Here is a 12,183-nt window from a genome sequence, read left to right on the forward strand (position 1 = left end):
TAGAGGACGTTAAGTCCGTTTCTGGTAGCGGCCGCGTTCGGGTTGGGTGAGGAAGCCTTGGCGGGTGAGGCGTCCGAGGCGGCTGGGGGTGATGTTGACGGATGCCTCGTCGGTGGGCATGCCGAGGAGTTCGTGCAGGTCACGGGCTCGGAACACCTGGCCGGGGTGCTGGTTGAAGGCGTTCACGATGGTCTGGTGGGGGGTGTTCGTCTCGGGCGGATCGGGGTCGCCTCCAGCGGGTGCGAGTTCGGCGATGACCTTGGCGGTGGTGGCCAGGTCCGCGAGTCGTGCTTCGGTCTCGGCCAGGGCGGTGGTCAAGTGCTGTATCTGGTCGTGTAGTTCACCGGCCCGGGCGGCGGTCTCGTTATGCCGGGCCTGGAGGCCGGCCAGGGGCTCGGTGACGTTCACGCGGCCAGCCCGAGGGTGTCGCGCCAGGCCGGAGACGGTGTGGTGAGGCGGCGGGCCATGTTCGCGACCGAGGCCCAGGAGACGCGTGAGGCGGAGGTGTCGGGCCGGTGGTCGTACTCACGGGCCAGACGCCGGTGCAGCATCAACGTGCCGTTGACCTGCTCCACGATCCACCGCCTGGGCTGGGGGATGAAGCCTTTGCCCTTGTCAGCGGGGTCGCGGCGGACGATCTCGACGTCGTGTCCAGCAGTGCGCCGTGGATGAGGACCTCGTCCTTGGAGCCCTGGTCCACCAGGGTCTTCTCCAGGCGGTTGCCGCACCGCTCGGCGGCCTGGCCGAGCAGGGCGGTCCCGGCGGCGTTGTCGTGGGCGGAGGCGGCCATGACGACGACGCCGATGACCAGCCCCATCGCATCGACGGCCAGGCCGCGCTTGCGGCCCGACACCTTCTTGTGCGCGTCCAGTCCCGTCGTGGTCTTCGGGACACCCGCCGCGGCGCGGACGGACTGGGTGTCGATGATCACGAGGGACGGGTCCTACTGATCTCTTCGGGGTGTTGTCGGGTGGTGACGTTCCTTGATCCCTGCGGTAAGCCGGGACTATGCGGTATGCGCAGGGTGGAGGGCTGACTCCGGAGCGGCAGCGGTTCCGTGAAGGGATCCGGTTTGAGGCCGGTCAGCGGTTCGAGCGGGGTGAGAAGACCGCGGCGATCGCGAGGGAATTGCGGGTGAGTGAGCGGTCGGTGGAACGCTGGCGGCATGCGTGGCGGCACGGCGGCATGGGAGGTCTTGCCTCATCGGGGGCGGCGAAGCTGCCCAAGGTGTCCGATGGCCAGTTCGCCGCTCTGGAGGCTGAGCTGGCGCGGGGGCCGGCCGCACACGGCTGGGAGGACCAGCGGTGGAAGAAGGAGGTGTGGCCGCAGGTGGAACTATAGCGGCGACGCTCGGGGCCTACCTCGTGTTTGAGGACGAGGCCGGATTTGCAATGACGCCGTCCATCGCCCGCACCTGGGCCCGACGTGGCCACACGCCCGTGGTGCAGGTCCGGGGCCGGTCCTGGCGCCGCTACTCGATCGCCGCAATGTGCTGCTACAAGCCCGGCGAGACCTCAAGGCTGATCTTTCGGCCGAGGCGAAACCCGTCCCCCAATCGCTCCGGACGCAGGAGCTTCGACTGGTGCGACTACCGCGACCTGGCCGTGCGCGCGCACATCCAGCTCGGCGCCCCCATCGTGCTCGTCTGGGACAACTTGAGCACGCACAGAGCCGCCGCGCTACGCAAGTACGCCGATGCCCATGACTGGCTCACTATTGTCCACCTTCCCTCCTACGCGCCGGAGTTGAACCCGGTCGAGGGAGTGTGGTCGCTCCTGCGCAGAGGACCGCTGGCCAGCGTCGCCTTCACCGACGACGACCACCTCGAACGTACCCTCCGCCGCGGACTACGGCACATCCAGCACCACCCCGAACTCATCGACGGATGCCTCGCCAGCACCGGACTCACCATCACCGACTACCACCCGACAACACCCCGAAGAGATCAGTAGGTCACGAACGCCTGGCCGGCCACGCGCACTGCGGCATCGCTTCGGAGGACCGACAATTCACGAGCCGGACAGCCCAAAGGCGTCGGTGGGTGATGGGGTCAGGCCCGCGGTGATGCTCCGCAATCATCACTGTGCATGATGGCGCCCTTGAGGCTGCCCCGGGTCCGCTCGGCTGCCGCCAGGGCATCGATGACGAGCTCGGTGCGCATGTGGTCGGCCAGGGCCCAGCCCGCAGGCGCCGTGATGCCAGGCCGATCACGGTCGCGAGATAGCAGAACTTCCCGCCGCCGACGCTCACGTATGTGATGTCGCCGACGTACTTGGTGTTGACTTCCCCGGCGGTGAAGTCGCGGCTGATCCGGTCCGGGGCCTTCGCGGCGGCCGGGTCCGGGACGGTGGTGCGGTGGCGGCGGCGCAGGCGGACGCCGGCCAGGCCGATCGTGCGCATGACGCGCGCGATGCGCTTGTGGTTGACGTGCTCGCCGTCCTCGCGGAGTTCGGTGGTGATCCTCGGGACGCCGTAGGTGCCGTCCGATTCCCGGTGAACGGCGCGTATCCGGGCGGCGAGTTCCGCGTCGGCCGCCTGGCGGGCGGCTCGGTCGGCAGCGGTCTTGCGCCAGTAGCAGAAGCTCGAGCGGGCGATGGCCAAGACGGTGCACAGCCGCTTCACGCCGTGACGGCGCTGGTGATCTCCAACGAACTGGAAGCGGTTCACCAGCGCGTCTCCGTCGCGAAATACCGTGCCGCCTTACGCAGGATGTCCCGCTCTTCCTCGAGTTCACGCACCCGCTTGCGCAAGGCAGTCACCTCCGCCGAATCGGGAGCCGGCGCGGATGGCTGGGTGGCCGAGTGCGAGCCCGCGCGCCGCCCGTCGGCGGCCCGTATCCAGTTCCTGAGCGTCTCGGTGTTGACCCCCAGAACAGCAGCGACCGACTTGATCGTGGCTCACGGCCGTGAGCGGTACAGCGCGACCACGTCCGCCTAGAACTCCGGCGGATAGTGCTTCATCCCCACAGGGACTCCGTTCTCCCAGATCCTCAAGATCCAGTGTCTACGGTGTCCAGGACGCAGGGGCAGGGCCCGTGGCACAGCTCGCCTGGAACTCAGGCATCGTCGAGGACAACGTGAACCGCATCAAGACGATCAAAAGAGCCATGTACGGCAGAGCCTCCTTCCGACTCCTCCGCACCCGTATCTTGCTGCGATCATGACCCGGGGATTCACGCAATCACGGCCAGATCCGCGATTTTCCCCAGCCTGAACGTTACGCATTGGGCCAGGTGAGGGGCCCCGAAGTTTCCGGACAGGGACTCAACTTGTGATTTATGGTGTGGCGTCGAATGCGACTCGAACTTGATCAGTGTTTTCGCAGTTCAGCGGACGCGAAGGCGGCCTTCGTCTGATCCTGTGCTCCGTCACAGAGGCAGAGGAACAGCACGAAGGCCGTGGTTGTGAGTCTGGAGCATCAGGATGTCCTGCGGGATGCGTTCGCGGAAGTGTCACGCTTCAGGACGGAGTTGTACGCATCTCTGACCGCGCGGGGCGACGCCATGTTCGAGTTGTGTGATGCGTTGTTGTGCACGGACGGGCCAGTGCGGACGCTGGTCGATCTCGCACTCGCACCGGAACACCGCCGCGGGCACGGTGCCCTTTACGGTGGCCTGAACCAGGGGCGGATCGATGTCGCCCGATTGCGTCGCGCGCTGGCCGGGATGCCGCTGCCGAAGGCGGCGGACGGCCGGATCGTCCTGGCCGCGGACGTCTCGCCGTGGCTGCGGCCGGGCGCCGGTACCTGCGCTGACCGGGCCTTCGGCCACACCTTCGGCCGCGGGGAAGGCAAGCACCAGATGGTCCCGGGCTGGCCCTACTCGTTCGTCGCCGCGCTGGAGACCGGCCGCACGTCCTGGACGGCAGTGCTTGACGCGGTCCGTCTGGAGCCCGGCGCTGACGTCGCTGCAGTGGCCACGGTCCAACTCCGCGAGGTCGTCGAACGGCTCGTGGCCGCCGGCCAGTGGAAGCCGGGTGACCCGAAGGTCCTGGTCGTCCTGGACGCCGGCTACGACGCACCCCGCATCGCCCATCTGCTGGGCGGCCTGCCCGTCGAGATCCTCGGCCGTCTCCGCTCCGACCGCGTCATGCGGCGCCCGACACCACCACGAGTGTGTCGGCCAGGCCGTCCGCCCAAGCACGGGGGCGAGTTCGTCTTCGGCGACCCCGCTACCTGGGACACCGAGCAGGTGGTGACCGTCACCGACACCCGGCTCTACGGGAAGGCGACCGCGCAGGCGTGGGACCGACTGCATCCGAGGCTGACGCGTCGGGCGGCCTGGCTCGACCACGAGGGCCGCTGCCACTCATCGAGGGCACTGTCATCCGCCTGGTCGTGGAGAAGCTGCCCAGCGGCGGGGTCAACAAGCCGGTCTGGCTGTGGTGGTCGGGCACCGACGCCACCGCGGACGACGTGGACCGCTGCTGGCAGTCCTTCCTGCGGAGATTCGACATCGAGCACACGTTTCGCCTGTTCAAGCAGACCCTCGGATGGACCAAGCCCCGGCTTCGCAGCTCGGAGGCGGCCGACCGGTGGACCTGGCTGGTGATCTCCGCATATGCCCAGCTTCGGCTCGCCCGTCCCCTGGCCACCGACCTCCGGCGTCCCTGGGAGAAACCGTCTCCGCCGAACAGACTCACACCCGCCCGCGTCCGCAGGGGTTTCAGAAACCTGCGCACGAAGACCGGCTCTCCGGCCGGTGTACCGAAACCGACACGGCCCGGCCCCGGCCGTCCGCCCGGCTCGAAGAACCACCGCCCGGCCACCCGCCATGACGTGGGCAGAGTCCTCGCGACCGGCGAGGCCTACGCACGACCCGCCCACCACCAGAAGGGCACGAAACCCCGGCGAACTGGATAAATGACAAGCTCAATAGGGTTGCCCTGAACAGGGAACGAGGAAGCACGATGTGGCGTCACTCAGCAAGTACACACCCGAGTTCCGTGAAGAAGCCGTCCGGGTCGCGCTGAGCTCGAGTAAGACGATCTCCGAAGCAGGCCGCGAGCCCGGGATGAACCCCGAAACCCTCCGGGGCTGGGTGAAGAAACACAAGGCACGCCAGGAGCCGGCGCCAGACGCGGAACTGACGCTCAGCGAACGAGCACGCCTCAAAGAGCTGGAACGCCGGATCCGCGAAGCCGAGATGGAAAACACCTTCCTGAAAAAAGCCGCAGCGTACTTCGCGGGGGATCCCCGGCAGCGAGCACGTACGAGTTCATCAACGAGACGCGGCTCGACACGACGGAGTACGCGTACAGCGTCGGGTACAGGTGCAAGCGACTCGGCGTCTCCAAATCCGGCTACTACGACTGGCGAGGCCGTCCCGAATCCGCGACAGCCGAACGGCGTGAGGAACTGAAACTGCTCATCACGAAGGCGTTCGAGGACTCCGACAGCACCTACGGCCACCAGCGCATCCACGCACAACCGCACCGCCGGGACGTCACCGCCGGCCTGGAGCCGGTCCGCCGCCTCACGCGCGAACCGGGCCTGGAGCCCTCCCAGCCGAAGCCGAAACGCTTCGGCCTCACCCAGGGCACCCCCGGCCCCGCGCCTGACCTCGCCGGCCGGAACTTCACCGCCGACGCTCCCGGCCAAAAGCCGGTCGGGGACATCACCTACGTGTCCACCAGTGAGAGGTGGCTGTACCTGGCGACCGCCATCGACCGCCGCACGAAGGAAGCCATCGGCTACGCCATGGACGACCACTACCACACCCCCCTCACATCCCGGGCCATCCGCAACACAGCCCGGAACAGGAAACTCACAGACGGCACAATATTCCACTCGGACCGCGGATCGAACTACAGGCCAGCCGAGCACGGTGAGACATTGAAACACCTCGGCCTTCCACGTTCCGCCGGACGGACCGGGACCTGTTTCAGTAACACTATGACGGCATCATTCTTCGCGGCGCTGAAGAACGAGCGTGTATCCAGAGTGACTTACCTGACACGCGAAGCCACCCGGCAGGACATCACTCGACACATCGAATCCTGGCACAAACACAAACACCTCCACTCGGCAGTGGGTAACCGCCCACCTCGCGAAGCCCACACCGAATACCAGACATTGCACATCACGGCGTGAAGTCATCACCAGACACCTGCCCGGAAAGCGCGAGACCCCTCAGACGAACCTCAAGATCCCCGACAGAGTCGCTCAGTGAGCTTCTTCGAGTTGGCCACCGATCAGGTGACGGCCTATAGCGCAGCGAGCGAGGCCCCCGGGATGTTGATCGAGATGTCTGACGTCTCAACCATGCTGCTCGGGGGCCTCGTTGGTCATCCATCCTGCCGCACTCGACCTGCCCCGTGCACTCGTGGAGTGGGTCACCATGCTCATTGTCACGCGTGAGGGCGACCGGCGCTGCAAGCTCCGCCCGTCTCGGCGCGCGATGGTGGCACCGGTGTACCTGCGCGAACACACCACCCTGGCGAAGATCGCTGCCGGGTTCGGGATCAGCCAGTCCACCGCCCACGCCTACACCAGCACGGTCATCCACCTGCTCGCCGAGCGTGCACCGGGACTGCTGAAGGTCCTGCGCGAGACCGGTCCCGACTTCGTCCTGCTGGACGGCACCCCCGCCGAGTGCGACCGGATCGGCGACGGACGAGCCGACTACTCCCACAAGCACCGCCGGCACGCGGTGAACGTGCAGGTGGTCACCGATCCCGGCGGCCGGCTGCTGTGGCTTTCACCCACGCCGCCGGGCCGGTCTCACGACCTGACCGCCGCCCGCACTCACTGGATCATCCGCATCTGCGAGCGCCAGGGCGTCCCCATCCTGATCCTGGCCGATCTCGCCTACCAGGGCGGCGGCCCCTGGCTGACCACGGGCATCAAACGCAGACCCCTGCAGGAACTCACCCCCACCGAGAAAACCGTCAACCGGGCCCTGGCCACAGCACGGGCACCGGTCGAACGCGGCATCACCCGCCTGAAGTCCTGGCAGACCTTCCGCAGATCCCGATACAGCCCCAACCGCATGACGTCCATCGCCAAAGCCGTCCTCACCCTCGAGCGGCAACACTGAAGAAGCTCAATGATTTGCCTGCGTGCCCGAAAAGTTCGGGGCCCCTCAGAAGAGCCGTCTATTGGTACTCCCCACCGGTCGCACGGGCGGAGCCTGCGCCGCAGACGAGCGCGTTGTCGATCAACTGTCCGTTCTGTTTTCCCGGCCCGCCACTGGCCCTGGACCGGTGTGATCACCAGTGCTTTCGCATTCCTGCACGCCCTGCCGAACCCGGTTGGCCAGCAACAACGCCCCATCCCGCCGAGCACTTGGCAACCTCCAAAGCTGTGGGACTCGGCGCCTACCCGACGCGACAGCCGGGCCCCTCGCCATGTCCACAAGCAGAAACACCCAGCCATGACACGCAGAAACGGCCCGCCAGCCGAGCTGACGAGCCGTCATGCCAAATCGAAGCTACTCTTCTGGTACTCGCCGCTCCGTCCCGCCAGGGCGGACCCGAGGCATCACACCCGTGTCGGAAGGCGCCCAGGCGCTTCCATTGCCTCGAAGGAGAGGTACCGTGCGACGGATCAATGTGTCAACGAAGGCAACAAGAAAGCTGCTGTCTTGTGCGGCGGCTGGGGCGCTGATCGCGGCCTCCGCCTCGGCGGGCGCGTCGGCGTCCTCAGGCGACCCGACGTTGCTGACCTGCAGCGTCAACGGCGAAGCGAACTTCAACCGGTCCGGTCCCGTCCTGGGCACCAGGAAGGGACTGGTCGCCTTCAACTATGTCGGTTGTTTCCCCCTGTTGTCCCCAGCCGAGTCCAGTGACCTGGCCACGTGGACGGCTGCACCCCAACCCGCGACGATCACAACGCTCGCCCTGCCCACGGTCCTGTCGATCGACGCCACGCTCAACATCACCTGGATCCGAAAGGGAACACCGCCCGCCACCAGCACCGGAACCTCGCACCTGCACCTGGACATCACGCTGTCCGGGGCGACGCCCGGGGTGGAACTGGAACACAGAATCGTCACAGGCCCCATGGCCGGTAAGGGCTTCCACGTGTTCGTCCCTCTCGGGGCCGTCAAGACCGAACTAGTCGAAGGTAAACTCACCCGGCTGACGCTCGAGAACGCCTCGACCACTCTGGGGCCACCACCCTTCTGATCAACCAGCGAGTCCAGCAGGGTTGGACCGGCGGGCGTGTCTGGAAGGTAGCGTAAGTCCGTGATCTGATGACTCTGGCGGGGCCCGGGTGCCCCGCCGGGGCGGAGAGGCAAGATCGCGTGACTGAGACTCAGATCTCCAAAGCTGCTGGTGACGGGCAGCTCCCGCAGGAACAGGCTGGGTGCGTTGCTTCTTGAGTGATGTGGGTGGTTGCGGTCACGCTGCGGGGGCGGGTTGTCCCTGGTAGCGGACGGCGTGGGTGTGCAGGTGGTCGAGTTCGGTGAAGGAGCGCCAGTACCGCTCGACGTTGCCGTTGTCGATGACGGCGCGCAGGAGGAGGACCGCCTCGGTGCCGGGCAGGCTTCCTCTGGCCCCGGTCGTGTCCAGGCGGTCCTTGACGAGGAGGCGGCAGCTTCCCTCGATCACCCCGGTCGCGATGGGCCAGCCCATAGTGAGGGTGAGGTGGTAGCGCAGGCAGGGCTCCTTGGCCTGCAGGGGAGGCGGCGGTGCGGGCGACGGCGGGCAGTTGCTTCGCGTCATCGGGGCGGGTGCGCAGGTGCTGGCGCAGTGCGACGACGCGGGGACTGTGCCCGTCCAGCACGGTGCGGGCGGCGCCGGCGGCCCAGGCCGCGCGCGCTGCGTGGCCTGGGTGGAGGTCCTCGGCGGCCCGCCACAGATATTCGATTACATGCACGATGTCCACGGTCGTGTCCGCATGGACGCCGCGGGTGCCCGCTTCCCTTGCGATGCACCCGGTCGGGTTGGTGGTTGGCGCCGTCGACCGGGACGATCCGGCGGCGCCGGTGGTCGGGGTCTCGCTGTTCGGTGTGGTCAAACATGGCGGTGACCATGGCCGCGGCGGACCGCTGAAGGGAGCCCAGGTGTCGGCCCCGTGCGCGCGGGCCGTGGGTGCGGGCAGCGCGTTCGGCCGCGGTGGCCGGCAGGACGTCCGCACCGGTGCGTGGGACCCCCACGCACCGGTGCGTGGGACCGGGTCGGCGTCGTAGATAACGAAGACGGTCGCCATCCGCCGGCGACCGGTGTGCTCGCGACTGGACAGCTGGGCCGAGGGCGGCTTGGGGCCGTCGGCTGCCCGTGCGGTGCGGACCGGCTCCCGCGGATCAGACGGGATCATGTTCACGCCGGTCGCGTCGCAGCTGAGCACCAGCAGCCGGTCCCCCTCGCTGCCGGCGGCCGGGGCGGACACACCCTGCTGGCAGAAGGCGGGGATGCGGGCGGCGACGCGACAGGCGATCTCCATCAACTGCCCGGTGCCGGGCCGGCGGCCGGTGGTGCGCTCAAGGTGCGCGCCCGCCCGGCGCAGGGGTGTCTGTGCGGCCTCGAGGGCGACGGCGCGCTGCAGCGGGGAGGAGCAGACCTGCTGCGGCAGGGACAGGGCGGCGTCGCCGGGGTGCAGGTTGGCCGCACCGGGGGCGCGGTAAGCCATCCCGGTCGCCTCCACCCGGCCCAGCGTGGTGGCCAGCAGCCGGCGGTGGCTCCGTTCGGCCCAAGGACGCACCACCGTGTCGCTGCCCGTGACGACCTCCACGCGCACCTCGGCGGCGGCGCGGGCATCCACCTGGGGTAGCGCCGAGGGAAGCCCAAAAGCCGCCAGATCTTGATCGTGGTGGGTCTTTTCAGCTCCGGGTGTGAGCCCCGAGGGCGTTGACGCGGTTCTCGTACTCGCGGCGGGCCTTCCGCTGGGCCGGGATCGCCGCGGTGCCGTCGAGAGGCTGGCAGCGGTCGAGGAGTTGGCGGTGGACCGCGGGAGTGGCGGTGAACGGGCCGGGGACCTGGGGCGCGGACATGTAAGGCGCCACCGGGTCTTCTTCCTTGCCCGGTCTGGCTCCTCACCCGACCAGCAAGAAGGAGGCCCGTCCCCGTACCGGCAGGAAACCCGCGCACCGCGGCACCTCCACGCGCCAGGGTGAAGAGGCCGCCCGGGGTCTGCACCACCCGCCCGGCGGCAGTAGCCTTCTTCAACTGGTGGCGCACCCGCTCCACTTCACGGGACACCGCCTCCAGCCCGAGCCCCTCCACCACCTGCCGACACCGCACCGGACCGGCCTACGCGGCCAGCACCCCCAGCATCCGCCCCGTGAACTCGCCAGCTTCCTCGGCAGCTTGAATGCCGACGGGACCCGACACCTCCGCTCGCGGGGCCGGGGCCCGACCCCGACCCGGCCTCGCCGTGCGCCGCCGGGAGCCCGCCTACGACCTGGCATGCCGTCGCCACCCGGGCCAGCTCCTGCTCGCACACCACCAGCAGCCCCGCGCCCCGCACGGCCTCCCCGCGCAACCGCTCCGCCTCCCGACGGCAGGCCGCCTCCCGCTCCCGCAGCAGCAAGAGCACCTCCCCACAGCCCATCCGGCCCCGCCTCACCCACACCAGCTGATCAACAGCTACCGCAACGAGAAACCCGGCCCACCAGACACACACTCGTCACTCAAGAGGAAACGCACCCCTTCTTTCCTCCGTTCCTTCTGGTCAGAGTGGTTGTTCAGGCCGGAGGACGGAAGGCTCTGACGTGGCCTGATCCACGACGGCCACCGCCTGACGGGCCGGGCAATCTCACCGTCCATCACCCTGCCGGGACAGAATGAATGCAGCTCAGCGTCGGCGAGTACGAAGTTGTGCGCACCATCATTCAAGGTGCCGGGCGACACTGGGGCGTTGCCGGAGAGAGCGAGGCAGAGCAGCCATCTGAGGGCTTCATGCGGCCAGTTCGTCCCAGGGCAGGGGGGCCTTGACCCCGGATTTTGAACACGTCTATGTGGCTTGGGCCAGGGTAGTTGCTGTTGGTTGGAGGTCGTTCTCGTAGGCGATCGGGGACCGCTGGCCGAGGCGGGAGTGCCGGCGTCGGGTGTGGTATCGGGTCAGCCAGCGGAAGGCGTCGAGCCTGGCCTGGCGCTCGTCCGGCCAGCCTTTGCGGCCCTTGAGCGTCTCTCTCTTGAAGGCGGCGTTGAAGCTTTCCGCAGCGGCGTTGTCCGCGCTGGACCCGGCCGCTCCCATGCTGTGCCAACCCCGGCTGACCTGCAGATTTCAGCGAAGGCTCTCCTCGCATATTGCGACCTGTGGTCCGTGTGCATGAACGCTCCCTCGAGACTGCCACGGGTCTGCTCGGCGGCCGCCAGGGCGTCGATGACGAGCTCGGCCCGCATGTGATCGGCGATCGCCCACCCGGCCAGCCGGCGTGAGGCGAGGTCGATGACGGTCGCGAGATAGAGCGGCTTCGAACCGCTGACCGGCAGATGCGTGATGTCGCCGACGTACTTCGTGTTCACCTCGGCAGCGGTGAAGTCACGTCCAATCAGGTCCGGCGCCTTCGCCGCGGCCGGGTCGGCGAGCGTGGTGCGGTGCCGGCGGCGCAGGCGGACTCCCTCGAGACCGATGCTCCGCGTGATCCTCGCGACGCGCTTGTGGTTGACCACCGGGCCGCCCTCGTCGCGGAGTTCAGCGGTGATCCTGGGGGCTCCGTAGGTGCCGTCGGAGTCCTGGTGGACCTTGCCTATCCGGGCGGCCAGCTCGGCCTCGACGGCTTGCCGGGCCGCCCTGGCGGCCGCGGTGCGGCGCCAGTGGTAGAAGCTCGAGCGGGATAGGCCGAGGATGCCGCAGAGCCGCTTCACGCCGTGACGGCGCTGGTGATCCTCAACGAACTGGCAGCGGTTCACCAGCGCGTCTCCGTCGCGAAATACCGGGACGCCTTGCGGAGGATGTCCCGCTCTTCCTCCAGCTCACGGATCCTCTTCCGGGCAGCGGCCAGCTCCGCCTCGACGGCGTCACCACCGGCCGGGATGGCGGCCGGCGGCGAGGAACGGGCGCCGGGACGACGTCCGTCGGCGGCCCGAATCCAGTTCCGCAGCGTCTCGGTGTTCACCCCGAGATCGTCGGCGACGGACTTGATCGTCACTCCTGGCCTCGACCGGTACAACGCGACCGCGTCCGCCTTGAACCCGGCGGGGTAGTGCTTCATCCCCACAGGGACTCCGTTCTCCTGGACCATCAAGATCCAAGTGCCTCCGGTGTCCAAAATCCGGGGGCAAGGCCCCGCCGGGC

General features: G+C 68.2%; 8 protein-coding genes and 4 pseudogenes. 6 read left to right on the top strand and 6 right to left on the bottom strand.

Annotated elements, in window-relative coordinates:
• Positions 1 to 9 precede the first annotated feature (9 nt).
• Positions 10 to 408 carry a hypothetical protein gene (locus C9F11_RS46140; protein ID WP_171076237.1) on the bottom strand — a complete coding sequence of 133 codons (399 nt, stop codon included), beginning with the start codon at positions 406 to 408 and terminating at the stop codon, positions 10 to 12.
• Positions 405 to 958 (bottom strand): annotated as a pseudogene (locus C9F11_RS46145) (transposase); the annotation flags it as partial. The gene C9F11_RS46140 and the pseudogene C9F11_RS46145, both read right to left, overlap by 4 nt.
• 50 nt (positions 959 to 1,008) lie before the next feature.
• On the opposite strand from C9F11_RS46145, the gene C9F11_RS46150 reads away from it, so the two are divergent.
• Positions 1,009 to 1,341, top strand: coding sequence for a helix-turn-helix domain-containing protein (locus tag C9F11_RS46150; RefSeq protein ID WP_138968025.1), 333 nt, complete (start codon positions 1,009 to 1,011; stop codon positions 1,339 to 1,341).
• 23 nt (positions 1,342 to 1,364) lie between these two features.
• On the top strand, positions 1,365 to 1,952 hold the full coding sequence (locus tag C9F11_RS46155; RefSeq protein ID WP_269078162.1) for a transposase: 588 nt from the start codon (positions 1,365 to 1,367) through the stop codon (positions 1,950 to 1,952).
• A 1-nt stretch (position 1,953) separates the two neighbouring features.
• Here the strand turns inward: C9F11_RS46155 and C9F11_RS46160 are convergent, their stop codons facing one another.
• A complete protein-coding gene (locus tag C9F11_RS46160) occupies positions 1,954 to 2,667 on the bottom strand; it encodes an IS3 family transposase (protein ID WP_171076238.1) in 714 nt (237 codons plus the stop codon).
• 736 nt (positions 2,668 to 3,403) lie between these two features.
• On the opposite strand from C9F11_RS46160, the pseudogene C9F11_RS46170 reads away from it, so the two are divergent.
• The 4 genes and pseudogenes from C9F11_RS46170 (at position 3,404) to C9F11_RS46190 (ending at position 8,126) form a co-directional block, all read left to right on the top strand.
• Positions 3,404 to 4,860 (top strand): annotated as a pseudogene (locus C9F11_RS46170) (NF041680 family putative transposase).
• Positions 4,861 to 5,034: 174 nt separating this feature from the next.
• A complete protein-coding gene (locus C9F11_RS49505; protein ID WP_138968539.1) occupies positions 5,035 to 6,090 on the top strand; it encodes an IS3 family transposase in 1,056 nt (351 codons plus the stop codon).
• 190 nt (positions 6,091 to 6,280) lie between these two features.
• Positions 6,281 to 7,036: a transposase family protein gene (locus C9F11_RS46185; RefSeq protein WP_138968541.1), complete on the top strand. Its 756-nt coding sequence runs from the start codon at positions 6,281 to 6,283 to the stop codon at positions 7,034 to 7,036.
• Between the two features lie 499 nt (positions 7,037 to 7,535).
• Positions 7,536 to 8,126: a hypothetical protein gene (locus tag C9F11_RS46190; RefSeq protein ID WP_138968543.1), complete on the top strand. Its 591-nt coding sequence runs from the start codon at positions 7,536 to 7,538 to the stop codon at positions 8,124 to 8,126.
• A gap of 216 nt (positions 8,127 to 8,342) precedes the next feature.
• Here the strand turns inward: C9F11_RS46190 and C9F11_RS46195 are convergent, their stop codons facing one another.
• The 3 genes and pseudogenes from C9F11_RS46195 to C9F11_RS46205 form a co-directional block, all read right to left on the bottom strand.
• The gene (locus tag C9F11_RS46195; RefSeq protein WP_138968080.1) at positions 8,343 to 8,666 is read right to left on the bottom strand and encodes a hypothetical protein; all 324 of its coding nucleotides are present in this window, start codon (positions 8,664 to 8,666) and stop codon (positions 8,343 to 8,345) included.
• Positions 8,667 to 9,763: 1,097 nt separating this feature from the next.
• Positions 9,764 to 9,904 (bottom strand): annotated as a pseudogene (locus C9F11_RS46200) (recombinase family protein); the annotation flags it as partial.
• Positions 9,905 to 10,896: 992 nt separating this feature from the next.
• Positions 10,897 to 12,106: pseudogene (locus tag C9F11_RS46205) on the bottom strand (IS3 family transposase).
• Positions 12,107 to 12,183: the final 77 nt, after the last annotated feature.

The sequence above is a fragment of the Streptomyces sp. YIM 121038 genome (genome assembly GCF_006088715.1).
GTDB lineage: Bacteria > Actinomycetota > Actinomycetes > Streptomycetales > Streptomycetaceae > Streptomyces.